A 25,426-nucleotide genomic window follows, 5' to 3' on the forward strand; every position below is an offset into this window, starting at 1 on the left:
CCCGGGTGCGGTCCTAGCGGAATTTTGGCGGACGGTTTTGCAGGTTGGCCATCACCATCTCCAACTGGTTCGTCGCGCCGATGATATCAGCCTGCAGCCGTGCCTCTAGGCCAAGCCCGGCACCCGGCGGCAGGGTCCAGGCCTGTTCGACCAGCGCCTTCGAGGCCGCAAGCGCATCGGGCGAGCGGGTGGCAAGCGCAGCCGCCATGTCGCGTGCCGCCGCCAGCGGATCGGAAGAGATGCGGGTGATCAGACCCAGGCTCAGCGCCTCTTCCGCTTCCAGAACGCGCCCGGTCATGATCAGTTCCTTGGCCAGATCGGCGCGGATCAGCTTTGGCAGGCTCTGGCTGATGCCCATATCCGGAATTATGCCCCATTTCGCCTCCATGATCGACAGGCGCGCGCCGGGGCTTGCGATCCGGAAATCCGCCCCAAGCGCAAGCTGCATCCCGGCCCCGAAGGCCACGCCGTCGATCGCCGCGATCACCGGCACCGGCAGATCGGCCCAGGCCGTCACCGGCGCCTGGAAACGGTTCGCCGCCTGGCCATCGGGCGGCGTCAGCATCTGGGCGCGAATCGCATCGAAATCGGCGGCAAAGCCTTGCAGCACGCTCAGGTCGATACCGGCCGAAAAACACCCCCCGGCGCCGCGCAAGATCACCGCGCGCAGGCCCTTGCGGGCGCGCAAATCGGCCGCCGCCGCGGCCAGCCCGTCGAAGACCGCCATCGTCCAGGCATTCTTCTTCCGGGGGCGGTTCAGAACCACCTCGGCCACCCCGGCCGTGTCGACCTCGATCAGAACCTCGTCAGCCATGGTGCCCTCTCCGCTTTTGCGCCGCCACTATGGCCCGGCCCGCGCCCAGGTGAAAGCCCGGCGCCGCACCGCCCGCCGGATCAGGGCGCCAGGGCGTCCGTGGGGCGCCCGCGCGTCCGGGGAACGGCCTTTGACAAGCCGCGCCGCGCGGTCCAGCCTGCGCCAAACCCCGGGAGATACGCATGACCAGACCCTTGACCCTGATCGTCGGTGCGGGCGCCGGCCTGTCCGCTGCGCTGGCCCGCGCCTTCGCCGCACGCGGCGATGCCGTGGCACTGGCCGCCCGCGATACCGACAAGCTGGCCGACATCGCCGACGATACCGGCGCAAGCCGCCATTCCTGCGACGCCGCCGACCCAGCCCAGGTGGCGGCGCTGTTCGCCGCCTTGGGAACCGCGCCGCGCACCGTTGTCTACAACCCCTCGGCCCGGGTGCGCGGCCCGATCACCGAGGTCGATGCCGAAGAGGTCCGCCACGCGCTGGAGGTCACCGCCTTCGGCGCCTTCCTCGTGGGGCAGGCCGCGGCGCGGGCGATGCTGGCCGCCCCGGCACGGGACGGCATTCACGGCACGATCCTGTTCACCGGCGCGTCGGCCGGGGTGAAGGGCTTCCCGCAATCGGCCAGCTTCGCGATGGGCAAGTTCGCGCAGCGCGGCCTGGCCCAATCCATGGCGCGCGAATTGCACCCCAAGGGCATCCATGTCGCCTGGATCAACATCGACGGCCGGATCCGCAACCCCGGCCGCATCGAGGCCGCCGACGCGCCGGATTCGATGCTCGACCCCGCCGCGATCGCGCAAAGCTACCTGGCGCTGGTCGATCAGCCGCGCTCGGCCTGGTCCGAGGAACTCTCGCTGCGGCCCTGGGTCGAGACGTTCTGAACGCGGCGCGGTCCTCGGGCATCTGCAGGCGACCCAAGACGCGCGGCATCGCACCGGCGCGGATCAATGGCGGCGCGGGGCCGCCCGGCGATCTTGGCGTGACGTTGCCCCAGACGGGTGGTGGTTTCACCGCGCATCGGAAACCCGCACCGCCAGTCACATATCTTCTCGGCCGGCCGCCGGCAGTTCTCAGGCCCGCCAGCGGCGCCCGGATCCACGCCACGCAAGGCCGGCTGCCCGACAGACTGGTCATACCCGGCACCGCCGGGGCCGACATCAACGACGGCGCCCCCTGCACGCTTCAGCCTTCCGGCGTGAGTACTGTCGCCACCTTCGCTGTTCACCTTGGCGAAAATACTCCGGGGGGGATGGGGGGCCGCGCCCCCCTCGAACGCAAGAGGCTTGCGAAGCGCCGCTGAACGGCGCCGCCCCTAGTGCGCCTCGGCCCAGTTCCGGCCCCGGCCGGCATCGACGATCAGCGGCACGTCCAGCCTCACCGCCGGCTCTGCCGCGCCCTCCATCACCGCCTTCACCCGGGCGATGGTGGCATCGACCGCGCCTTCCTCAACCTCAAACAGCAATTCGTCATGGACCTGCAGCAGCATCTTCGCAGGCAGCCCCGCGATGGCCGCGGGCATCCGCACCATGGCGCGCCGGATCACGTCGGCCGCCGCGCCCTGGATCGGCGCGTTGATCGCCGCGCGACGGGCAAATCCGGCCTTGGGCCCCTTCGCGGCGATCTCGGGGGTGTGGATCTTGCGGCCGAACAGCGTCTGGACATAGCCGTGCTCCTTCGCGAAGGCGACGGTCGCGTCCATATAGGCCTTGATGCCGGGGAAGCGTTCGAAATAGCGGTCGATGAAACCCTGCGCCTCGGCACGCGGAATGCGCAGGTTGCGCGCCAGGCCAAAGCCGGAAATCCCGTAGATCACGCCGAAATTGATCGCCTTGGCCTGGCGGCGGACACCCGGGTCCATGCCCTCGATCGGCACGTTGAACATCTCGGACGCCGTCATCGCGTGGATATCGAGCCCGTCACGGAACGCCTGCTTCATCTCTGCCAGATCCGCGACATGGGCGAGAATGCGCAACTCGATCTGGGAATAGTCGAGGCTGACCAGAAGCTTGCCTTCCGGCGCGACGAAGGCCTCGCGGATACGCCGGCCCTCTTCGGTCCGCACGGGAATGTTCTGCAGGTTCGGATCAGTCGACGCCAGCCGCCCGGTGTTCGCCCCGGTCTGGACATAGGACGTGTGCACCCGCCCGGTGTCGGGGTTGATATGGGTCTGCAGGGCGTCGGTGTAGGTCGATTTCAGTTTCGACAGCTGGCGCCAATCGAGTACCCTGGCCGGCAGGTCGTGGCCCTCGGCGGCCAGATCCTCTAGCACGTCGGCCCCGGTCGCATAGGCGCCGGTCTTGCCCTTTTGGCCGCCGGGCAGCGACATCTTGTCGAACAGGATCTCGCCCAGTTGCTTGGGGGAGCCCACGTTGAAATCCTCGCCCGCGAGTTCCCGGATCTCGGCCTCGAGGCCGGCCATCTTCTGCGCGAAGGCGTTCGACATCCGGCTAAGGACATCGCGGTCGACCACGACGCCGGTCATCTCCATCTCGGCCAGGACGGGCACAAGCGGACGCTCGAGCGTCTCGTAGACCGTCGTCACCCGGGCGCGGTGCAATCGCGGCTTGAAAGCCTGCCACAGGCGCAGGGTGATATCGGCATCCTCGGCGGCATATTTCACCGCTTCCGCGATCGGCACCCGATCGAAGGTGATCTGCGACTTGCCCGAGCCCAGCAGCGATTTGATCGGAATCGGGCGGTGGCCAAGATATTCCTCGGACAAAGTATCCATGCCGTGGCCATGCAGCCCGGAATGCAGCGCATAGGACATCAGCATCGTGTCGTCGATCGGCGCTGCGTGCACGCCATACCGGGCGAAGATCTTGGTGTCGTACTTGGCATTCTGGAAGATCTTGAGGATCGCGTCATCCTCGAGCACGGGCTTGAGCAGCGCCAGCGCGCGGTCCAGCGGCATCTGGCCCTCTGCCAGCGCGTCCGAGCCAAAGAGATCGTCGCCCGCGTCGCCCGGCGGACGGTGGCCCAGGGGGATATAGCAGGCGCGCCCCGGTTCCACCGACAGGCAGATGCCCACCAGATCGGCCTGCATCTCGTCAAGGCTGGTGGTCTCGGTGTCGACAGCGACATAGCCGCGTTCACGGATCGCCGCAATCCAGGGGGCCAGCGCGTCCGCGTCGCGGACACATTCATAGGCGTCCGGGTCGATCGCGGGCTGTTCCGGCCGGGGCGCGGCCGCGGCGCTGTCGGCCTGGGCGTGGGCGACGGCTTCGGCCACCGCGGGTGGCTCGACCCCCAGCTTTTCGGCCACCCGCTTGGTCAGGCTGCGGAACTCCATCTGCGACAGGAACCCAAGCAGATCGTCGGGCACCGGATCGCGTACCTCCAGATCGTCCAGGGTGGTCCCGCCCATCGGGGTTTCGCGGCACAGTTCCACCAGCCGGCGCGAGGTGCGGATCTGTTCGGCCATGGTCAGCAGCGTCTCGCGGCGCTTGGGCTGCCTGATCTCTTCGGCGCGGGCCAGAAGGGTTTCGAGATCGCCGAATTCATTGATCAGAAGTGCCGCCGTCTTCACCCCGATCCCGGGCGCGCCGGGAATGTTGTCGATGCTGTCACCGGCCAAAGCCTGCACATCGACCACCCGGTCGGGCTTCACCCCGAATTTCTCGATCACCTCATCGACGCCGATCGTGCGGTTCTTCATCGCGTCGAACATCTCGATCCCGCCGCCGACCAGTTGCATCAGATCCTTGTCGGACGAGATGATGGTGACCGATCCGCCCGCCGCGTCGGCCTGGGTGGCCAGCGTCGCGATGATGTCGTCGGCCTCGTAATCCTCGCGTTCGATGCAGGCGATGTTGAAGGCGCGCGTGGCCTCGCGCGTCAGCGGGAACTGGGGCCGCAGATCTTCGGGCAGATCGGGGCGGTTGGCCTTGTACTGGGGGAATATCTCGTTACGGAAGGTCTTCGAGGAATAGTCGAAGATCACCGCCGCGTGGGTGGGGGCCTCGCCGCCGTTCCAGCCCTCGACATATTTGAACAGCATGTTGCAAAAGCCCGCGACCGCACCGACCGGCAGACCGTCGGATTTGCGGGTCAGCGGCGGCAACGCGTGATAGGCGCGGAAGATGAAGGCCGAGCCGTCGATCAGATGCAGGTGGTGGCCCTTGCCGAACGTCATCGCACTCTCCCTTGGGGCTCTTCGCCGCGCGCCCGCCGCCGAGCCCCGCGCGCGCCGGGGGCGATGCCATTATTCCTCGGCGGTGTCGGCGATCTTTTCCTCGAAGCTTTCGGCGACCGGGGCATTCTTGCTCTCGTGAATGTAGCGCTTGTCGCAATAGCCGCATTCGACGAAGCCGGTATCATGCGGGATCGTCAGCCAGACGCGGGGATGACCCAGCGCGCCCTCGCCGCCGTCGCAGGCGACTTTCCAGGCAGACACGATCTCGGTCTCGGGCACTTGCGTGGTCATCGGGCGCTCTCCGTTGGACATAGACGGGGGATAGGCGGCAGCGACCGGGCCGTCAAGACTGCCGCAAGGCGCGCGCCACGCTCAGGCTTGATCGAGGCCGGATTTCGCGCTATGGGGCAGTTATGTCGCAGATGACCGCCCAGATTAAACACACCGTAAAGACCACCGCCTCGGCGGGGGTTCTGCGGGTGTGTTCAGGCGACTGACGACCACCACCAGGCCCCTCCGGGATGGAGCGGGCCTGAAACGGAAATCAGCCCCCCTCCTCCCGCCGAACCGAGAGCGAGATCATGCTGACCGAACCACATCCCGATGAAGAGGCCCTTTCCCCGGCCGTCGCCGCCCCAGGCCTGGCGCCGCCGCGCAGCCGCCCCGCGCCCCGCGTGGCCGTCGTCGGCGCGACCGGCGCGGTCGGGGCCGAATTGATCGCCTGCCTGGAAGCGCGCGCCTTCCCCCTGGCCTCGCTGCGCCTCTTCGCATCGGCCCGGTCGGCGGGGCGGCGGGTGCGCTTCCGCGGCGCCGAACTGGTGATCGAGGAGCTTACGGACGAAAGCTTCGACGGCATCGACATCGCGCTGTTCTCGGCCGGGGCGACGATTTCACGCCATTACGCGCCGCTGGCGGCCGAAGCGGGCGCGGTGGTGATCGACAATTCCTCGGCCTTCCGCATGGCACCCGAAGTGCCGTTGGTCGTGCCCGAGGTCAACGGTGCGGTGCTGGCCGGGCATGGCGGGCTGAACGGTTCCGGCGGGATAATCGCCAACCCCAATTGCGTGGCCGCGATCATGACCGTCGCGCTGGCGCCCCTGAACCGCGTCCATCCGATCCGCCGGATCCAGGCCGCGACCTATCAGGCGGCCTCGGGCGGCGGCGCCGCGATGATGGAGGAGCTGCGCGCCGGCACCGCGGCGGCACTGGACGGCCGCGAATACACGCCCGCCATCCTGCCCCACCCTTACGCCTTCAACCTGTTCAGCCACAACGCAGAGGTCGACCCGCGCTCTGGCTACAACGGAGAGGAATTGAAGGTCATCGCCGAGACAAGGCGCATCCTGGGCGCGCCGGGCTTGCCGATCGGGATCACCTGCATCCGGGTGCCGGTGCTGCGCGCCCATGCCATCGCCCTGACGCTCGTTTTCGACGCGCCGGTCAGCGTGTCCGAGACCCGCGCGATGCTATCCGCGGCCCCCGGCCTGCGGATACTGGACGACCGCGAGGCAAATCATTTTCCGATGCCCTCGGAAGTGTCCGGCCAGGACGACGTCTTCGTCGGCCGCATCCGCACCGATCTGGGCGATCCGACCGGGTGCAGCCTGAGCCTCTTCGTGGTCGGGGACCAGCTGCGCAAGGGTGCCGCCCTCAACGCGGTGCAGATCGCCGAAACCTTGGTGGGCGGCTAGCGATGCGGACCGGTCGGACGCCGCGTGCGCAACAGGGGCGCTGGCGCCTTCGCGGGTCCCGGCGCCGCCCGTCGCCGCTGCCGCCGCAGGCCGGCAACCCGGCCCCGACGCCAGCAGCGGCGCGGCGGCGGCATCGGGCGGAATATCTGCGCCAGGAAACAGCGCCAGAAGCATTCTGTCCTACCGGCTGGAACGTCCCGGTGGCGCAGGGAGCGACGCCCCTGCCTAGACCGCCGGCACCAGCCCCCGCCCGCGCAACAGCGCCTCGACCCCTGGCAGCCGGCCCCGGAAGCTCATGTAAAGCGCCTCGGCCTCTTCCGAGCCACCGGCCGACAGGATGAATGTCTCCAGTTTCTCGGCGGTCACCGGGTCGAAAGCGTCGCCCGCTTCCTCGAAGGCTTCGAATGCGTCCGCGTCCATCACCTCGGACCACATGTAGCTGTAATAGCCCGAGGAATAGCCGTCGCCCGAGAAGACATGCGCGAAATGCGGCGTCGCATGGCGCATGCGGATCGCGCGGGGCATTCCCAGTTCGGCCAGCACCTTGGCCTGTTTCGCCATCGGGTCGGCCGGCGCCGGGCCGTCGTGGAAAGCCAGATCGACCAGCGCCGAGGCCACATATTCGACCGTCGCGAAGCCCTGATCATAGGTCGCGGCATTCAGCAGGCGCTGCAACATGTCGGCGGGCATGGCCGCGCCGGTCTGCCAGTGCTTCGCATGGGTCTTCAACACCTCGGGCACCTCCAGCCAATGCTCATATAGCTGGCTGGGCAGTTCCACGAAATCGCGCGCCACCGAGGTGCCGGAGATGAAGCCATAGGTCACGTCGGACAGCATCTGGTGCAGCGCATGGCCGAATTCATGGAAAAGCGTACGCGCATCGTCATAGCTTAGCAGCGCCGGCTGCCCCTTGGCCGGCCTGGCGAAGTTGCACACGTTCACCACGACAGGCCGCACCTCTCCGCCCAGCTTGCGCTGCGCGCGGAAGGCCGAACACCAGGCGCCCGAGCGTTTCGAGGACCTGGCGAAATAATCGCCCAGGAACACCGCCATGTGCCGACCTTCGCGCGTCACCTCCCAGGCGCGCACGTCCGGGTGGTAGAGCGCGGCGTCAAGTTCGCGAAACTCCAGCCCGAACAGACGATTGGCCACGTCGAAGGCGGCCGCGATCATCGCGTCGAGCGAGAGGTAGGGTTTGAGCTGCCCCTCATCGAGGTCGTGCTCGTCGCGGCGCCGCTGCTCGGAATAATAGCGCCAGTCCCAGGGCTCGAGGTCGCCGTTGATGCCGTCGCGGTGCATCAGCGCGGTCAGCACCTCGGCATCGGCATTGGCCTTGGCGCGCGCCGGGCGCCAGACCTGCATCAACAGATCGCGCACCGCCTGCGGCGTCTTGGCCATCTCGGGTTCCAGCTTGTAGGCCGCAAAATTCGGATAGCCCAGCAGATGCGCGCGCTCCTCGCGCAGCGCCAGGATCTCGCGCGCGATCTCGCGGTTGTCGTGGTCGTTGCCGTTCTCGCCGCGCGCCACCCAGGCCTTATAGGCGGTTTCACGCAGATCGCGGCGGGAAGAGAATTGCAGGAACGGCACGATCAAAGACCGGTTGAGCGTGATCGCCCAGCCATCGAGGCCGCGCTCTTCAGCCGCGGCGCGGGCCGAGGCGACAACGAAATCGGGCAAGCCGGTCAGCTGGTCCTCGGCCAGTTCCATGAACCATTCGCGTTCATCGGCCAGCAGGTTCTGGGTGAACTGGGTGCCAAGCACGGCAAGGCGGCTTTTGACCTCGGTCAGGCGCTGGGCCTTGCTTCCTTCCAGCTGGGCGCCGGCGCGCACGAACATCCGCCGGTAAAGGGTGAGCACGCGCATCTGTTCGTCGTTCAGGCCCAGGCCGTCGCGCCCCTGCCACAGCGCCTCGATCCGTTCGAACAGAGGCCGGTTCATAACCAGTTCGGACGAAAAAGCCGACAGTTTCGGCGCCAGGTCGCGCTGCAGCGCCTCACGCGCGGGGTTGCTGTCGGCACCGGCGAGGTTGAAGAACACCCCCGCCACGCGATCTAGGGTTTCCTCGGCCAGTTCCAGCGCCTCGATCGTGTTGGCGAAACTGGGCGCGGCGGGGTCTTCGGCGATCGCGGTGATCCTGGCGCGCGCCTCGGTCAGGGCGGCATCGAACGCGGGGGCGAAATCGGCATCGGCGATCGCGGCGAAGGGCGGAAGCTGGAACCGGCCGGTCCAGTCGGAAAGCAGTGGATTGGTCATGGCGGCCTCCTTTGGCCCCCATTAGCTATGGCCCCCGGGCGGGAAGGTCCAGCGCGGCGCCCGACGATTGCCGAAAGCCGCCTAGCCTGCCCGCGCGCCGCAGACGGGGCAGTCGGGGCGCCGGGCCAGCTTGAACTTGCGGCTTTCGCCCCAAAGCCCGTCATATACCATCATCTCTCCGCGCAGGGTGGCGCCCGCGCCGGTGACATGCTTCACCGCCTCCAGCGCCATCATCGTCCCCAGCACGCCCGGCAGCGGCCCCACCACGCCTGCCTCGGCGCAACTTGGCACCTGGCCGGGCGCCGGGCGTTCGGGGAAGACGCATTGGTAGCACGGCGTGCCATGGGCAGGATCGTAAAGGCTGATCTGGCCTTCCCATTGGGTGATGGCCGCGGCGATCAGCGGCTTTCCCTGACCCGCCGCCACCCGGTTCACCAGATAGCGCGTGTCGAAATTGTCCGAACCGTCTAGGATCAGGTCGTAGCGCGCGAAGATTTCATCGGCGCTCTCCTCGTCCAGCCTTGCGGGATATTCCTCGACCGTGACGAAGGGGTTCAACGCCCGCATCCGCGCCGCCGCCGACGCAACCTTGGCATTTCCCAACTGGGCCGTGTCGTGGATCACCTGACGTTGCAGGTTGGAAAGATCGACCACGTCGTCGTCGATCACCCCGATCGTGCCGACCCCGGCCGCCGCCAGATAAAGCAGCACCGGCGCCCCCAGCCCGCCGGCGCCGACGACCAGCACACGCGCCTGTTTCAGCGCCTTCTGACCCGGCCCACCGATCTCGCGCAGCATGATGTGGCGGGCATAGCGGTCAAGCTCTCCCTCGGCATAAAGGCGGGCGGGGGATGCGGGGGGCGTTGCGGCCGGCGGCGCGGCCGCATCGGTGTCACGCGCCGAGGCCGGGGGCCGGGCCCTGGCGCGCAGCCGGTGCAGCCCCTCGCGATAGGCCAGCACGATGGCCAGAATGCCCGCCACCAGCAGCCAGTTGCGGATGTCGCCGCCGGTCGCGATGCGCAGTGGATGGCCCGGGGGCAGCATCAGCTGAATGCCCATCACCACGCCGATAAGCAGCGCCACCAGCCAGGCCCGCGCCCTGAGCGACGCGCCCAGCGCCCAGCCCAGGACCCACAGCCCAATCGCAATCAGAAGAACCAGCTTCATTGTGCCTCACCGCCTGCCGGTCGAGCCGAAGCCGCCCGCGCCGCGCGCCGTCTCGCCCAATCCGTCCACCACTTCCAGCCGCGCCTGCACCACCGGTGCGACGATCATCTGCGCGATCCGATCACCATGCCCGACCGTGAAGGCCGTGGCCCCGAGGTTGATCAACAGCACCCCCAGCGGACCACGGTAATCGCTGTCGATCGTGCCGGGCGGGTTGGCCAGGCTGATCCCGTGCTTCAGCGCCAGGCCAGAGCGGGGGCGGATCTGCATCTCGTATCCTCGCGGGATCTCGACCCGCAGGCCGGTGGGCACCAGCGCCCGTTCCAACGGCGCCAGAACCAAACCGCCGGCACGATCCTCGGGGCGCAGATTGGCACGAATGTCGGCACCCGCCGCCCCTTCGGTCTGGTAACTTGGCAAGGCGATATCGCGGTCGGCCCAATCTTCCCACAGGACGCGCAGGGTCGGGGGGGTCATGCCAGAGCCTCCGCGATGCGGTCGGCCAAGCGGCGGGCGACTGCGTCCTTGGCCATGCGCGGCCAGGTCTCGGCGCCGCCGTCCGAAATCAGCGTCACGGCATTCTCGGCTCCGCCCATGATGCCCGTGCCTGCGCTTACGTCATTCGCGACAATCCAGTCGCATCCCTTGCGCGCGCGTTTGGCGGTGGCATGGGCCACCACATCGTCGGTCTCGGCCGCGAAGCCCACCACCAGTTTCGGCCGCCCGTCGCGCATCTTCGAAATCCTGGCCAGGATATCCGGATTCTCGGTGAATTCCAGCGCCGGCGCGCGGCCCGACCCGTCCTTCTTCATCTTCCGCCCCGCCGCGTTCGCAACCCGCCAATCGGCCACCGCGGCCGCGAACACCGCCGCATCGGCGGGCAAGGCCGCCTCGACCGCCGCCATCATCTGCTGCGCGGTCTCGACCCGCAGGACCTCTACCCCCTGCGGCGGCGCCACGCTTGCCGGCCCGGTGACGAAACTTACACGCGCCCCCAGCGCCGCCAACGCCGCCGCGATCGCCGTGCCCTGCGCGCCGGACGAGCGGTTGGCGATATAACGCACCGGGTCGATCGGCTCATGCGTCGGCCCCGAGGTCACCACCACATGGCGCCCGGCCAGCGGCCCCGCCCCCAGCGCCGCGCCGATCGCGGACAGGATATCCTCGGGCTCGGCCATCCGGCCGGGGCCGAATTCGCCGCAAGCCATCTCGCCCGCCTCGGGTCCGACCACCAGAACCCCGTCGCCTTCCAAGACGGCCAGATTGCGCCGGGTCGCGGGATGCTCCCACATCCGCACATTCATCGCGGGCGCGATCAGCACGCGCTTGTCGGTCGCCATCAGCAGGGTCGAGGCCAGATCGTTCGCCTGCCCGCCCGCCATCTTCGCCATCAGATCGGCGGTCGCCGGCGCCACCACCACCAGATCCGCCGCCCGCGACAGCTGGATATGGCCCATTTCGGCCTCATCCGTCAGATCGAACAGCTCGGAATAGATCCGCGCGCCCGCCAGCGCCGACAACGACAGCGGCGTCACGAACTCTGCCCCCGCGCGGGTCAGCACCGGCACCACCGAAACGCCCGCCTTGCGCAATAGCCGCACCAGTTCCAGCGCCTTGTAGGCCGCGATCCCGCCACCAACGATCAGAAGCACCCGCTTGCCCGCGATCATGCGCCGACCCTCCCAGAAAGGCCCCAGCGGCCCCACTCTGGTTCTAGGACGCCGCGCCGCCGCCGACAACCGGCCCGTCACCTTGGCCCCCGGCTTGGACATCGGGCACCTGCGGCTCCCTTCCCTTCATCTTGGGAAAAATACTCTCGGGGGGGGGCGTTCCGGACACCGTCCGGAACCGGGGGGGCAGACAGCCCCCCGCCGGCGGCGCTGTCAGGCCAGGAAATCGTGCAACTCGCGTGACTTTCCTTCCAGCGCCTTGCGCATCTTGGCAAAGGCCGCCGCCTCGATCTGACGCACGCGTTCCTTCGAAAGTTCCAACTCGGTGCCCAGTTCTTCCAGGGTCCGCGGCTGGTCACGCAGCTTGCGCTCGCGCACGATGAACCGCTCGCGGTCTGTCAGCACCGACATTGCCTCGATCAGCCAGCCGCGCAACGCGTCGCGGTCATGAATTTCCTCGACCAGTTCGGCCGCCTGGGCATGGTCGTCCTCGATCGTGTCAATCCATTCGCGGCCGTCCTCATCCGCCGCCTGGGTCGCATTCAGCGAAAAATCGGAACCCGAAAGCCGCCCTTCCATCATCTCGACATCGGCCAGCGGCACCCCCACCTCCGAGGCGATCTTGGCGCGCAGCTGATGACCGTCCAGGGCCTCGCCCCGGGCTTCGGCCTCGCGCTCCAGCTTGGCCTGCACGCGGCGCAGGTTGAAGAACAGCGTCTTTTGGTTCGAGGTCGATCCCGTGCGCACCATCGACCAGTTGCGCATCACATAATCTTGTATCCCCGCCTTGATCCACCACACCGCATAAGTCGAAAAACGCACCCCGCGGTCGGGGTCGAACTTGTCGGCCGCCTTCATCAGGCCAAGGCCCGCCTCCTGGATCAGATCGTTCATCGGCGCGCCGTAGCGGCGATACTTCGCCGCCATGGACACCGCCAGCCGCATATAGGCGTTGATCAGGCGATGCAGCGCCGCCTCGTCACGCCGGTCGCGCCACGCATAGGCCAGCCGCAGCTCCGTCTCGGCGTCGAGGAGTTCAGCCTTCATCGCCTGACGCGGCAGGATTTGGTCCGTCGGTCCGTCGAGCGCCATCGAAACCCCCTTCTCCGGCCACCGGTGGCCGGGTTTGCCAATGAGTATACGCATAAATGAACCGTTCGGTTCAAAACTTTTTTTGACGAATGCATCAAATCGGCGCGCAGAAGCCCTGTGCGAAGATGCACGGAACATTGGGGTCGGGTCGGCGGCGGCCCGCGATCGGCGTAGGAAACCGTCTGCGCAGAACGCCGGGCTTTTGATAAAATATCATAATTACATATGCTTATACATGCCTCCCGGGACGCAATCGTTTTTCGCTCGATCGGCGGCCGTCGATAGGCCTTGCCTCGACGGCGGCGGCCCCTGGAATGTCGGCGGGCCACCGCCAGCCGCCAGCCGCAGCGGACCGACATTGCCCGCGATGGGGCGGGAACCCGCCCACGACATGGCACGGCATCGCGCGACTCGTCCGGTCGCGTCAGATCGCGACTTGCTGCTCCGGCCCGCGGCGTCGGTCGCGTCGCCCGGCCCGGGCGCCGCCCCGCGATGCCCGACACTGCGCGGCATCGACCCCGCTGCCCTTGGCCACGTTTACACTTCGCTAACCAATCCGGGCCTAACCTTGAGCGCGGTGTTGCGGGGCAAGGGGGCGGAACGTGGCTAGGGCCCATACGGTGGCGTTTGAAGGGGTCGAGGCACGCGCAGTCGAGGTGCAATGCGCCGTCACCCCCGGCCTGCCGGGTTTCGCGATCGTGGGTCTGCCCGACAAGGCGGTCAGCGAGGCGCGTGAAAGGGTGCGGGCGGCGCTCAGCGCGCTGTCGATCGCGCTGCCGGCCAAGCGGATCACGGTGAACCTCTCTCCGGCGGATCTGCCGAAGGAAGGTTCGCATTTCGATCTGGCTGTGGCGATGGCGCTGCTCGCGGCGCTCGAAATCCTGCCACATGACGCGGTCGACACCAGCCTTGCCCTGGGCGAGCTGTCGCTTGACGGCTCGTTGGTGCCGGTCGCGGGTGCCCTGCCCGCCGCGATGGCCGCCGCCGAGGCCGACCGCGCCCTTGTCTGCCCGCGCGGCTGCGGAGCCGAGGCCGCCTGGGTTGGCGCCGCGCAAGTGCTGGCGGCGGGGTCGCTGGCCGATGTGGTGCGCCATTTCACCGGGCAGCAGCCGCTTTCCCCATCAGAGGCCGGCGAAGTGACCCCCGATGTCGCGGCGCGCGACCTGCGCGACGTCAAGGGGCAGGAACGCGGCAAGCGCGCCCTGGAAATCGCCGCCGCCGGACGTCATCACCTGTTGATGACCGGGCCGCCAGGTGCTGGAAAATCGATGTTGGCCGCCCGTCTGCCCGGTCTTCTGCCACCGCTTTCCGCGGCCGAGGCGCTGGAGACTTCGATGGTCCATTCCCTGGCGGGACTGATCGATTCGGGGGGGATATCGCGCGTCCGACCGTACCGCGAACCGCATCACACCGCCTCGATGGCGGCGATCGTCGGCGGCGGCCGCCGCGCCCGGCCGGGCGAAATCAGCCTGGCCCACAACGGGGTGCTGTTTCTCGACGAACTCCCGGAATTCCCGCGCCAGGTTCTGGAAACCTTGCGCCAGCCGATCGAGACCGGCGAAGTTACCGTCGCGCGCGCCAACGCCCATGTCCGCTATCCGGCGCGGTTCCTTCTGGTGGCGGCGGCCAACCCCTGCCGTTGTGGCTTTCTGTCCGACCCCGGTCGCGCCTGCGCCCGGGCGCCCCAATGCGGCGCCGATTACCTAGGCCGGATATCGGGGCCGCTGATGGACCGCTTCGATCTGCGGATCGAGGTGCCGCCGGTCGCCTATACCGATCTCGACCTGCCGCCATCGGGTGAGTCCTCGTCCGATGTCGCGACGCGCGTCGCGGCGGCGCGGGCGCGTCAGGCCGCGCGGCTCGATGGCACCACAGCGCGGGTCAACGCCGATGTCGAAGGCCGCCTGCTAGAGGAAATCGCCGCGCCGGACGATGAAGGGCGCGCCCTGCTTGCCCGGGTGGCCGAGCGTTTCGGCCTGTCGGCGCGGGGCTATCACCGGGTGCTTCGGGTGGCGCGCACCATCGCCGATCTGGAGGCCTCGGACCGCGTCCGGCGCCACCATGTGGCCGAGGCCGTCAGCTTCCGCCTGACCGGGGTGCCGGGCTGAAACTGTCGCGAATCGCCTGTCCCGCGGACAGCAACGCGGCGCGCGCCTCGGGGATCCAGCCGTCGAAGATCTGAAAGACATGCGGGGCACGCGGCCAACGCTGGACGGTCACCCGGGCGCCGAAATCCTCAAGCCGGCGGGCCAGGCGCAGGCTGTCGTCGCGCAGGATCTCATCGTCCGAGACCTGCAGCAGCACCGGCGGCGCCCCGGGAAAATCGGCGAACAGGGGCGAAACCCGCGGATCGTCGCGCGGAATCAGACCGGCATACATCTTCGCCAGTTCGTTGAAACGGCGGGCCGGCAGCAGCGCATCGCGCCCCGCATTGGCGGCAAGCGAAGCACCACGCCCCGTCAGATCGACCCAGGGCGCAAAGCCCAGGACCATGCGAGGCGGCGTCCCGCGGGCGCAAAGCGCGGCCAGCAGCGCGAAGGCAAGGCCGCCGCCGGCGCTGTCGCCGGCCAGGACGATGCGGTCCGGATCGTAGCCCAGCGCGAACAACCCGTTCCAGGCGGCGATCGCGTCGTCAAGCGCGGCCGGCGCGGGATTTTCGGGCGCCAGCCGATAGGCCGGCAGGAAAGCGCGCAGGCCGGCGATCTTCGACAGCCGCGCGACCATCGCGGCATGGGTCTGGGGGCTGCCGGTCACATAGCCGCCGCCATGCAGGTAAAGCAGCACCCGACGCTGATGGACCGGTCCGCAAGAGACCCAAAGACCTGGGATTTCACGCGCAGAGTGGGCCTCGCCCCTTACCGAACCGGGCAACATAACGGAATAGGGGGGTGCCCGGAACAGGCCGCGCGCGGTGCGGGCAAAATCGGCACGCGCTTGGATCGGATCGGTGACCCGTGCCAGGCGCGGACGTGCGACATGGCGCAGTAGGAAGGAAAGCAGGGCGAGCCGGCGGCTCACCCCTCGGCCCTCCGCGCCTCGATCACCTCCCAGATCCGCGCGGCGACATTGGTGCCGTCGAAACGTTCCAGTTCCTGGATACCTGTAGGCGAGGTCACGTTGATTTCCGTCAGCCAATCGCCAATCACGTCGATGCCGACGAAGATCTGGCCATGTTCGCGCAAGGTGGGACCAATGGCGGCACAGATTTCACGGTCGCGTTCGGTCAAGCCGACCTTTTCGGGCCGTCCGCCAACATGCATGTTGGAACGCACCTCCCCCGCGGCGGGGACCCGGTTGATCGCGCCGACCGGTTCGCCATCGACAAGGATGATACGCTTGTCGCCTTTGGTAACGGCTGGCAGATACTTCTGTACGATCAGTGGCTCGCGATTGATCGAGGCGAACAATTCATGCAGCGAGGCCAGGTTGCGATCTCCCTCGCCCAACCGGAAGACGCCGGCCCCGCCGTTGCCGTAAAGCGGCTTGAGGATGATTTCGCCGTGGCGCTCCTTGAAGGCCCGCAGGGTGGCCAGATCCCGCGCGATCGTCGTGGGGGGGGTGAGATCGGGGAAGCGCAGGACCAGCAGCTTTTCGGGGAAGTTGCGCACCCAGAACGGATCGTTCACCACCATTGTGCCCGGATGGATCATGTCCAGCAGATGGGTCGTGGTGATATAGCCCATGTCGAAAGGCGGGTCCTGCCGTAACCAGACGACATCGAAATCTGCCAGATCAACCTCGGTCTCATCGCCGTAGCTGACGTGATCGTCGCGCACGCGCCGAACCGTCACCGGCCGGCCCCGCGCCGTCACCCGCCCTTCTTGAAAGGCAATCCGGTCGGGCGTGTAGTAGAACAGTTCATGCCCGCGCGCCTGCGCCTCCTCGGCGATGCGGAACGTGCTGTCAGCGTCGATGTTGACCTCGCCGATCGGGTCCATCTGCAGTGCTATCTTCAATCCCATGCGCGCCTCCGGGTTTCAGCCCCTAGATGGCGCAAGTCCCGCGCAGTTGCAATTCCCGCTCTGGGGCGAAGACCCGTTGCCCGGCGCGCCGCCACCTCGACAGGAGGCGCCACCTTCCCCAACTGACACGGCAAAAGAAGCAGCCCTTGCCGGCCGGTTGACGCGCATCTGGCGCGGTCAGCCCATTCCTTGCGAAAAGGCTGGAACGTCGGCAACCGCGATTGTTCGGTCTTCGGTCGGCGTCGGGCAAGGTGGTGGAATTTACTTCTTGCCCACCAAACGGCTTCATAATCGAGACCTCTTCTTCATGGAGCGACTGATATGCCCGCCCCTCAAGCCTTTCGCGATTTCACGTTGCAACTCCACCAGGACCTCTACCTGGTATATCCGGGGTGGTTGTCGGAAGCTTCCGGCGCTCGCCACGAACTTTACCAAGGCTTTCGGCTTAGGTTTGGAGATCAAGCGGTGAAAGAACTCGCTGCCTACTTGAGGTACTTGCTCAACGACGCCGAGGCCGATCTCGCGGCCCATTGGATGGAGAACTCCAAAGCGGATTGGTTGTTCGATGAAGCAGGGCTTCGCTGGCTGTACGCGGATTTTGCAAGGTGGGCTTCGATTTCCTGAAGCTCGGCCCGCTTCCCGTTTCGTCGCGATCAGCCCGGGCCATTCGACGGGCGCCAGTTCAGCGTCGACGAGCATATCAGCACGCCCGAGCGACTTGTACCTTGCAGCGAACAGGCAGACCGGCGCTGCGAACAGCTGTTCCGAGAAATATTGCCGCATAGCAGCGGCCGCCCATCGGTCAAAGGGTTCGCTAATTGTTGCCCTATGCACGAACGGCTTCCGCCAAGGCGCCTTCCCGGCCTCGAAACGCCGACAGGCCCGCAGAGCAACGCCCACAGACTCCGCCCTGCGACTCGTTCGCCAGACTTAACCAGCACTCAGTCCGCTTCACTCGGCTCGCACTATGCGGCCCCGCCTGCGTTTGCATGCAAAGCCAAACCTACGTGTCCGCCCCTTGGCTCGGCCACCCAACGCTCGAAACGGAGGATCAGGCGGCGTAGGCGTTTTCTAGAATGTCGATCCGACCGGCCCCATCCACCAGCGCCACGTCGAAACGCGAAGGCGTATCCATCCCACCCGGCTCTCCGACCAGGAATTCGGAGGCCGCGGTGTAGACACGTTCCATCTGTCGCCGCGTCACGTGCTCGGCGGCGCGGGCGAAGTTACTGCTCTGTTTGACTTCGACGAAGATCAACTCTGTCCCCTTACGCAAGATCAGGTCGATCTCTCCCGCCGTTCCGCGCCAGCGCCGCGCCGCCACCCGATGACCGGATGCCCCATAACGGCGGGCCACGCTTTCCTCGGCAGCGAGGCCGGCCAGATACGATACCTTCCCGCGCAATCTTCGGTTCATCGCTCGCCCGCCAACTTCAGCGCCGCCTGATATACTTCACGCCGAGGCACGCCCAGTGCCGCCGCTACCTCTGCCACCGCGTCCTTCAGCGAAACCCGCGCAAGCGCCGCGCGCAAGGCCTCCTCCAGATCCTCGACCCCCGCGGGGGCCGCATCGGGCCGGTCGACCACCACCACGATCTCTCCCTTGACCGGTTTCCCGGCGAACGCCTCCGCCAATTCCGCCAGCGTGCCACGGGTCACGGTTTCGAAACGTTTGGTCAATTCCCTGCAGACGGCCGCCTGCCGTCCGTTCCCCAAATGTTTCATCGATTCGGTTAAGAGTTTATGAACGCGCTTGGGCGATTCATACAGCACCAGCGTCGCCTGCACCGGCGCCAATTCAGCCAGCCAACGGGCACGGGCGGCGCCGGAGGCGGGCGGAAAGCCCGCGAACAGGAACCTGTCGGTGGGCAAACCCGATACCGCGAGCGCGGCGAGCACCGCTGATGGGCCCGGCGCGGCATGGACAGGGTGGCCTTCCGCAAGCGCCGCGCGAACCAATTGATAGCCGGGATCGGCCACCAGCGGCGTACCCGCCTCCGAGGCGTAGACGACAGAGCGGCCCTCGGCCAACGCCCGCATCAGCCCCGGCCGAGCCCGGGCGCCGTTATGATCGTGATAGGCGATCAGCGGACGCGCCCCGGGGCTAAGGCCATGGATTTCCATCAGCTTGCGCAGGGTGCGGGTATCCTCGGCAGCCAGGACATCTGCCCCCGCCAGCAGGTCCAGCGCATGCAGGGTAATGTCTCGTGCCGCCCCGATCGGGGTTGCGATCAGATGCAACCCCGCCGGCACCGGGCGTGCGCCGGGCCGGGCTCCCGGGCCGGGGGTGGATTGCACCTCCGGAGGCGTCATATCTTCCGCCGCGGGCCGGCTATCGCCGATCATCATCGCCTCCATTCTCAGACACGTTTACTTCACCGGGCCATCAGCTTAGGCTTGCACCGAGCCAGCGCCCCGTGACAGCCTCAGGAACACAGATGTTTGCCTTTTTGAAGCGTGCCCGCAAGTCGTTGATCCGCCTTGGCTTCGGTCTGGCAGCGCTGGGCCTTGCCGCATGTGAGCCGATGACCGGCGGAGGCCCGCTGATCAACACCGGCGGCACCGTCCAGGTGGCCCTTCTGGTGCCCGCCGGATCGACCCAGCAAAGCGACAACCTGCTGGCGAAAAGCCTTGAAAACGCAGCGCGGCTTGCAATTGCGGACCTCAACGGCGTCAAGATCGACCTGCGCGTTTACCCGACCGCAGGCAATCCCCAGCAGGCGACCCAGGCCGCCACGCAAGCGATCAACGATGGGGCAAAGATCATCCTCGGCCCGGTCTATGCCCAGGCCGCGAATGCCGCGGGCGTGGTCGCCGCCGCACGTGGGATCAACGTGCTGGCGTTCTCGAACAACCCTTCGATCGCGGGTGGCAATGTCTTCATCCTGGGGCAGACCTTCTCGGACACGGCGAGCCGGCTGATGCAATACGCGGTCAGCCAGGGCAAGACCAAGATCGCCGTGGTGCATGACACCACCACCGCCGGGCAGATGGCCGACAGCGCGATCACAAATGCGATCGCCAGCGCCGGCGCCACCAAGGTTGCCGACGACACCTATCAATATTCGCAAAACGGCGTGGTGCAGGCCGCCCCGACGATCGCCAATGACATCAAGAACGCCAATACGGACGCGGTCTTCCTGGCCGCGAACACCGCCGGCGCCCTGCCCCTGCTGACCCAGCTGCTCAGTGAGAATGGCGTCGATTCGAAGACCGAGCAGTTCATCGGCCTGACCCGTTGGGACATCCCGCAGTCGACGCTGTCGCTGCCCGGCGTCCAGGGCGCCTGGTTCGCCCTGCCCGACCCGTCGATGAGCCAGCAATTCGCCGCACGCTACGCCCAGGCCTATGGCAACCCGCCGCTGCCGATCACCGGCCTCGCCTATGACGGGATCGCCGCGATCGGGGCGCTGATCAAGGCCGGAAAATCCAACGCGTTGACCGCCCAGGCGCTGACCCAGCCCTCGGGCTTCGTCGGCGTCAACGGCATCTTCCGGCTGCTGCCCAATGGCACCAACCAGCGCGGGCTTGCCGTCGCTCAGATCGTCAACAACCAGGTGCAAGTGATTGACCCTGCCCCAAGAAGCTTTGGCGGCGCCGGGCTCTGACCCCGGCCTCCACCCGATCCACAAACCGACGCCGGGCGCCCTGATCTGCCCGGCGTCGGGCATTTTCGACACGCCCGCCGTGATCGCCGAACTGGACAAGGCCGTTAGCGCCGTCCCCGCCGAAGACCCCAAGGCCCGCCGTGCCGCCGCCGTGAAGGTGCTGTCCGAGGCCAGGCGCCGCGGCAACGCCGCACTGGAAGAGGCGTTCCATGCCCACCCCCTGGCCGCGCGCGAGTTGATCACCAGCCAGGCCTACCTGACCGACGGGCTGGTGACGGCGGCGCTGCATGTCGCGCGCATCCATCTGCATCCACTACCCAACCCGACCAAGGCCCAGCGCATCGCACTGATGGCCGTAGGCGGCTACGGCCGGACCGAGATGGCCCCGCATTCCGACATCGACCTGCTGTTCCTGATCCCGTGGAAGCTGACCAGCTGGGCCGAAAGCCTGATCGAATCGATGCTCTACATGCTGTGGGATCTGCGGCTGAAGGTGGGCCATTCCACCCGCACCGTGGCCGAGTGCATTCGCCAGGGCAAGGGTGACATCACGATCCGCACCGCGCTGCTGGAACACCGTTTCCTGGACGGCGACGCCGAGCTTGCCGCGCGGCTGAAGGACAGGCTGTGGTCCGATCTCTTTGCCTCGACGGGGTCGGAATTCATCGAGGCCAAGCTGTCAGAGCGGGCCGAACGGCACAAGCGCCAGGGCGGCCAGCGCTATATGCTGGAGCCAAACGTCAAGGAGGCCAAGGGGGGGCTGCGCGATCTGCAGACGCTCTATTGGATCGCGAAGTACCTGCATCGGGTGGATCGCGCGGCGGAACTGGTCGATCTGGGCGTCTTCCGCCCCGAGGAATACGCGGCCTTCGCGCAGGCTGAAAACTTCCTGTGGGGGGTGCGCTGCCATCTGCATTACCTTACCGGGCGGGCGATGGATCAACTGACCTTCGACCTGCAGGTCGAGGTGGCGGAACGCATGGGCTATCAGGATGCCGCCGGGCGCCGGGCGGTGGAAGTCTTCATGCAGGATTACTTTCGCGAGGCGACCAAGGTGGGGGAACTTACCCGCATCTTCCTGACCCAGCTGGAAGCCCAGCATGTGAAGACCGAGCCGATGCTGGCCGGCCTGTTCCGCCGCCGCCGCAAGCTGCGCGGCGGGCTGGCGCTGCGCCAGAACCGCATCGACATCGCCGATCCCGAACGCTTCCTGGCCGACAAGCTGAACCTGTTGCGCATCTTCGAGGAAGGGCTGCGCACCGGCCATCTGCTGCATCCCGACGCGATGCGGCTGGTCTCGGCCAATCTTGATCTGATCGACGACGAGATGCGCGAAAGCCGAGAGGCGAACCGGATCTTCCTGGACATGCTGCTCAAGCACGGCAATCCCGAACGCGCGCTGCGCCGGATGAACGAGCTGGGCGCGCTTGGCGCCTTCATCCCCGAATTCGAGCGCATCATCGCGATGATGCAGTTCAACGTCTATCACCACTACACCGTGGACGAGCACACGATCCAGACGATCTCGGTCCTGACCCAGATCGAGCATGCCGAGCTGGTCGAGGAACTGCCGATCGCCAGCCGCATCCTGACGGAGGGTGTGAACCGCAAGGTTCTGGTGGTGGCACTGCTGTTGCACGACATCGGCAAGGGCCGGCCCGAGGATCATGCGATCCTGGGCGCCCAGATCGCCCGGCGTGTGGCGCCGCGGCTAAAGCTGAACGCCGAGGATTGCGAAACCGTGGAATGGCTGGTGCGCTATCACCTGCTGATGTCGGACATGGCGCAGAAACGCGACATATCCGATCCGCGCACCGTGCGCGATTTCGCCAAGCTGGTGAAGACCCGCAAGCGGCTGGATCTGCTGACGGTGCTGACGGTCTGCGACATTCGCGGCGTCGGGCCCAACACCTGGAACAACTGGAAGGCCATGCTGTTGCGCAGGCTTTACGCCGAGACGGCGGAAGCGCTGGAGACCGGCCTTGAGGCGCTGAACCGCGACAAGCGCGAAACCGAGGCCAAGCGTCTGCTGCGCGAGGCGCTGCCAGGCTGGGACCGCAAGGCGTTGCGCGCCGAAACCGGGCGCCATTACGGCCCCTATTGGCAGGGCCTGCCGACCGAGGCGCATGTGGTCTTTGCCGGCCTGCTGAAGGGCCTGGCCGATGACGAGGTGCGCATCGACCTGCACCCGGATCGCGACCATGATGCGACACGGGCCTGTTTCGCGCTGGCCGACCATCCGGGCATCTTCTCGCGGCTGGCGGGGGCGCTGGCGCTGGTCGGGGCGAACGTGGTGGATGCGCGCACCTATACGTCGAAGGACGGCTTCGCCACCGCCGTCTTCTGGGTGCAGGACGCCGAGGGCCACCCCTATGAAGAGGCCCGCCTGCCACGCCTGAAGCAGATGATCGGCAAGACCCTGAAGGGCGAGGTGGTGGCGCGCGACGCGCTGAAGGACCGCGACAAGCTGAAGAAGCGCGAACGTCAATTCCGCTTCCCGACCTCGATCACATTCGATAACGAGGGCTCCGAGATCTACACGATCATCGAGGTCGACACCCGCGACCGGCCCGGCCTGCTTTACGACCTGACCCGGACGCTGGCGAACAGCAACATCTACATCGCAAGTGCGGTGATCGCGACATTCGGGGCCCAGGTGGTGGACAGCTTCTACGTCAAGGACATGTTCGGGCTGAAACTGCATTCCCGGTCGAAGCAGGAAGCGCTGGAGCGCAAGCTGCGCATGGCGATCATCGACGGCGCCGAGAGGGCGATCCAGTAATGCAACCGATCCGACTGGTGCGCGGCTTCGTCACCGTGGGGGGCTGGACCATGGCCAGCCGCCTTCTGGGTTTTGCCCGCGACATCATGATCGCCGCCTTCCTGGGCGCGGGCCCCACCGCGCAGGCTTTCATCGTGGCCTTCGCCCTGCCCAACATGTTCCGCCGCTTCTTTGCCGAGGGCGCCTTCAACATGGCCTTCGTGCCGATGTTCTCGAAGCGCCACGAGGCCGGCGAGGCCGCCGGCGAATTCGCGCGCGACGCGTTCTCGGGACTGGCCTCGATCCTGATCCTCTTTACCCTGCTCGGCCAGCTGGCGATGCCCTGGCTGGTGCTTGCCATGGCCTCGGGCTTTGCCGACGACCAGCGCTTTGACCTGGCCGTCACCTTCGGGCGCATCGCGTTTCCCTATATCCTGATGATCTCGCTCGCGGCGCTGTGCTCGGGGGTGTTGAACGCTGTGGGGCGCTTCACCGCCGCCGCCGCCGCGCCGGTGTTGCTGAACCTGCTGTTCATCGCCGCCATGCTGGGGGCCGATGTGCTGCACTGGAACGTCGGGATGGCGCTGGCCTGGACGGTGCCGCTGGCGGGCGTGGCGCAACTGGCTCTGGTCTGGATCGCGGCGCGGCGCGCGGGGATCGCGCTTTATCCCCGCTGGCCGCGGCTTACCCCCGACATGCGGCGCCTCGCCAGGATCGCCGCGCCCGCGGTGCTGGCCGGCGGGGTGGTGCAGATCAACCTGCTGGTCGGGCGCCAGGTGGCAAGCTATTACGAGGGCGCGGTGGCCTGGCTTTACAATGCCGACCGCCTGTATCAGTTGCCGCTGGGGGTGGTGGCGATCGCGATCGGCGTGGTGCTGCTGCCGGATCTGTCGCGAAGACTGAAGGCAAGCGACGTGGCGGGCAGCCGGGCGTCCTATTCGCGCGCCGCCGAATTCGCCCTGGCGATGACCTTGCCTGCGGCGGTCGCCCTTGTGGTGATCCCGATGCCGCTGATCCAGGTGCTGTTCGAACGCGGCCGCTTCACCGCCGCCGATGTCCCGCCCACAGCGCTGGCCGTCGCGGTTTACGGTGCGGGCCTGCCGGCCTTCGTGCTGCAAAAGGTGCTTCAGCCGCTGTTCTTCGCGCGCGAGGACACGCGGCGGCCGTTCTACTACGCACTGGCCGCCATGGTGGTGAATGCCGCGATCGCGCTGGGTCTGGCGCCGGCGGTGGGGTTCATCGCGGCGGCGCTGGGCACCACGCTGGCGGGCTGGGTGATGGTCTGGCTGTTGCTGGCCGGCGCCCGCGCGATGGGCCCGGCGGCAAGCTTCGATGACCGCTTCCGCCGCCGGCTGCCGCGCATCTTGCTGGCTTCGGCGGGGATGGGGATGTGTCTGTTCCTGGCCGAAATGCTGCTTGAGCCGCTGTGGGGGATGGCGGGGATCAAGTATCTGGCGCTCTTGTCGCTGATCGGCGCGGGGGCGGTAAGCTATTTTGCGTTGGGCGTCCTGCTCGGCGCCTTTCGGGTCAGCGACTTCCGCGCGGCACTTCGGCGCGGCTAGGGCGCTAGCGCCGGCGGATCCGCGACAGCGCCCGCTGCCAGCCCCCGGGCGCCACCACGAAGGATAGCCCGAAGCCCGCGGCAAAACCCGCGAGATCTGCGATCCAGTCTCGCCCGGCACCGAAGAACAGCCCAAAGATCAGCTGGATCCCCAACAGCATCCCGATCAGCGAGAACGCCCCCCACTGGCTTTGCCCCTGTTCACCCAGCCGGGTCCACAGGATGAAGGTGAAGGCGCCGATCAGCCCGTAATCCGCGGGATATCCGCCCAGCAGCGGGATCGGCGAGTTGGCGAAGAGGCCATAGGCCACCGCGCCGGTGATCGCGGCGCCGAAAAAGATCACCAGCACGGCGATGGGCCGGAACACCTCGCCCACGAACTTGCCCAGCGCCAGCAGGAAGACGGCGACGAAGATCGCATGCATCGGGCTGGCATGGACGAAGGGATAGGTCACCAGCCGCATCACCGCGTCGGGCGGGAACTGGCCATTCTGGAACATCCACTGGAACAGCGGCGCCGAGAAGGCGAAATCCTGGATCGACTCGATCCGCCAGCCGATGCCGCCGGGCCCACCCGCCAGCCCGCTGGCCCCCAGGTCCACGACCACCTCCATCGCGACGATCGGCAAAAGCAAAAGCCACACGACCCACGGGATCGGATTGAGCGGCGGGGCGTTATGGTCGTGCTGCATGATCTGTCCTGCTCGCGCCC

Annotated in this window: 20 protein-coding genes; 6 read left to right on the forward strand and 14 right to left on the reverse strand. The window is 67.3% G+C overall.

Features of this window, described 5'->3' with window-relative positions; translation table 11 throughout:
- Positions 1-13 precede the first annotated feature (13 nt).
- Positions 14-814, reverse strand: a complete 801-nt coding sequence (locus BLV97_RS00380) for a crotonase/enoyl-CoA hydratase family protein (RefSeq protein WP_092163898.1) — start codon at positions 812-814, stop codon at positions 14-16.
- A 182-nt stretch (positions 815-996) separates the two neighbouring features.
- Here BLV97_RS00380 and BLV97_RS00385 point away from each other — a divergent pair, with 182 nt between their 5' ends.
- The gene (locus BLV97_RS00385) at positions 997-1,695 is read left to right on the forward strand and encodes an SDR family NAD(P)-dependent oxidoreductase (RefSeq protein ID WP_035837396.1); all 699 of its coding nucleotides are present in this window, start codon (positions 997-999) and stop codon (positions 1,693-1,695) included.
- A 431-nt stretch (positions 1,696-2,126) separates the two neighbouring features.
- On the opposite strand, the gene polA is transcribed toward BLV97_RS00385, so the two are convergent.
- Positions 2,127-4,949: a DNA polymerase I gene (gene polA, locus BLV97_RS00390; RefSeq protein ID WP_035837394.1), complete on the reverse strand. Its 2,823-nt coding sequence runs from the start codon at positions 4,947-4,949 to the stop codon at positions 2,127-2,129.
- A gap of 69 nt (positions 4,950-5,018) precedes the next feature.
- Positions 5,019-5,240 (reverse strand): zinc-finger domain-containing protein, encoded by a 222-nt coding sequence (locus BLV97_RS00395; RefSeq protein ID WP_035837392.1) that lies wholly within the window; start codon positions 5,238-5,240, stop codon positions 5,019-5,021.
- A 290-nt stretch (positions 5,241-5,530) separates the two neighbouring features.
- Here BLV97_RS00395 and BLV97_RS00400 point away from each other — a divergent pair, with 290 nt between their 5' ends.
- Positions 5,531-6,640, forward strand: coding sequence for an aspartate-semialdehyde dehydrogenase (locus BLV97_RS00400; protein WP_081824855.1), 1,110 nt, complete (start codon positions 5,531-5,533; stop codon positions 6,638-6,640).
- Between the two features lie 225 nt (positions 6,641-6,865).
- Here the strand turns inward: BLV97_RS00400 and BLV97_RS00405 are convergent, their stop codons facing one another.
- The 5 genes from BLV97_RS00405 to BLV97_RS00425 form a co-directional block, all read right to left on the reverse strand.
- Positions 6,866-8,893, reverse strand: a complete 2,028-nt coding sequence (locus BLV97_RS00405) for a M3 family metallopeptidase (protein WP_035837389.1) — start codon at positions 8,891-8,893, stop codon at positions 6,866-6,868.
- 81 nt (positions 8,894-8,974) lie between these two features.
- Positions 8,975-10,060: a HesA/MoeB/ThiF family protein gene (locus BLV97_RS00410; RefSeq protein ID WP_035837387.1), complete on the reverse strand. Its 1,086-nt coding sequence runs from the start codon at positions 10,058-10,060 to the stop codon at positions 8,975-8,977.
- A 6-nt stretch (positions 10,061-10,066) separates the two neighbouring features.
- A complete protein-coding gene (dut, locus tag BLV97_RS00415; RefSeq protein WP_035837384.1) occupies positions 10,067-10,537 on the reverse strand; it encodes a dUTP diphosphatase in 471 nt (156 codons plus the stop codon).
- Complete coding sequence (gene coaBC, locus BLV97_RS00420; RefSeq protein ID WP_035837381.1) at positions 10,534-11,730, reverse strand: bifunctional phosphopantothenoylcysteine decarboxylase/phosphopantothenate--cysteine ligase CoaBC; 1,197 nt, start codon at positions 11,728-11,730, stop codon at positions 10,534-10,536. The genes dut and coaBC overlap by 4 nt, the downstream gene beginning before the upstream one ends.
- Before the next feature lie 213 nt (positions 11,731-11,943).
- Positions 11,944-12,822 (reverse strand): RNA polymerase factor sigma-32, encoded by an 879-nt coding sequence (locus BLV97_RS00425; protein ID WP_035837379.1) that lies wholly within the window; start codon positions 12,820-12,822, stop codon positions 11,944-11,946.
- 602 nt (positions 12,823-13,424) lie between these two features.
- On the opposite strand from BLV97_RS00425, the gene BLV97_RS00430 reads away from it, so the two are divergent.
- Positions 13,425-14,930: a YifB family Mg chelatase-like AAA ATPase gene (locus BLV97_RS00430; RefSeq protein ID WP_035837377.1), complete on the forward strand. Its 1,506-nt coding sequence runs from the start codon at positions 13,425-13,427 to the stop codon at positions 14,928-14,930.
- Here the strand turns inward: BLV97_RS00430 and BLV97_RS00435 are convergent.
- The 5 genes from BLV97_RS00435 to rsmI form a co-directional block, all read right to left on the reverse strand.
- Entirely contained in the window at positions 14,899-15,840 is a 942-nt protein-coding gene (locus BLV97_RS00435) for an alpha/beta hydrolase (RefSeq protein ID WP_035837374.1), read from the reverse strand. The two genes, BLV97_RS00430 and BLV97_RS00435, sit on opposite strands and share 32 nt — an antisense overlap.
- Complete coding sequence (gene gshB / locus BLV97_RS00440) at positions 15,837-16,784, reverse strand: glutathione synthase (RefSeq protein ID WP_035837372.1); 948 nt, start codon at positions 16,782-16,784, stop codon at positions 15,837-15,839. The genes BLV97_RS00435 and gshB overlap by 4 nt, the downstream gene beginning before the upstream one ends.
- A 285-nt stretch (positions 16,785-17,069) precedes the next feature.
- Positions 17,070-17,567 (reverse strand): hypothetical protein, encoded by a 498-nt coding sequence (locus BLV97_RS20650; protein ID WP_143037465.1) that lies wholly within the window; start codon positions 17,565-17,567, stop codon positions 17,070-17,072.
- Positions 17,568-17,835: 268 nt separating this feature from the next.
- The gene (locus BLV97_RS00450) at positions 17,836-18,189 is read right to left on the reverse strand and encodes a YraN family protein (RefSeq protein WP_035837368.1); all 354 of its coding nucleotides are present in this window, start codon (positions 18,187-18,189) and stop codon (positions 17,836-17,838) included.
- Positions 18,190-18,197: 8 nt separating this feature from the next.
- Positions 18,198-19,097 (reverse strand): 16S rRNA (cytidine(1402)-2'-O)-methyltransferase, encoded by a 900-nt coding sequence (gene rsmI / locus BLV97_RS00455; RefSeq protein WP_035837400.1) that lies wholly within the window; start codon positions 19,095-19,097, stop codon positions 18,198-18,200.
- Positions 19,098-19,222: 125 nt separating this feature from the next.
- Between rsmI and BLV97_RS00460 the strand changes: the two genes are divergently transcribed.
- Genes BLV97_RS00460 through murJ form a run of 3 tightly spaced genes read left to right on the forward strand, consistent with a single transcriptional unit; the run spans position 19,223 to position 24,715 of the window.
- Positions 19,223-20,392 carry a penicillin-binding protein activator gene (locus tag BLV97_RS00460; protein ID WP_035837366.1) on the forward strand — a complete coding sequence of 390 codons (1,170 nt, stop codon included), beginning with the start codon at positions 19,223-19,225 and terminating at the stop codon, positions 20,390-20,392.
- Positions 20,352-23,174 carry a [protein-PII] uridylyltransferase gene (locus tag BLV97_RS00465; protein WP_081824854.1) on the forward strand — a complete coding sequence of 941 codons (2,823 nt, stop codon included), beginning with the start codon at positions 20,352-20,354 and terminating at the stop codon, positions 23,172-23,174. The genes BLV97_RS00460 and BLV97_RS00465 overlap by 41 nt, the downstream gene beginning before the upstream one ends.
- On the forward strand, positions 23,174-24,715 hold the full coding sequence (gene murJ, locus BLV97_RS00470; RefSeq protein ID WP_035837364.1) for a murein biosynthesis integral membrane protein MurJ: 1,542 nt from the start codon (positions 23,174-23,176) through the stop codon (positions 24,713-24,715). The genes BLV97_RS00465 and murJ overlap by 1 nt, the downstream gene beginning before the upstream one ends.
- 4 nt (positions 24,716-24,719) lie before the next feature.
- Here the strand turns inward: murJ and BLV97_RS00475 are convergent, their stop codons facing one another.
- A complete protein-coding gene (locus BLV97_RS00475) occupies positions 24,720-25,406 on the reverse strand; it encodes a rhomboid family intramembrane serine protease (protein WP_035837363.1) in 687 nt (228 codons plus the stop codon).
- Positions 25,407-25,426 lie beyond the last annotated feature (20 nt).

The organism is Allgaiera indica (genome assembly GCF_900106675.1).
GTDB lineage: Bacteria > Pseudomonadota > Alphaproteobacteria > Rhodobacterales > Rhodobacteraceae > Acidimangrovimonas > Acidimangrovimonas indica.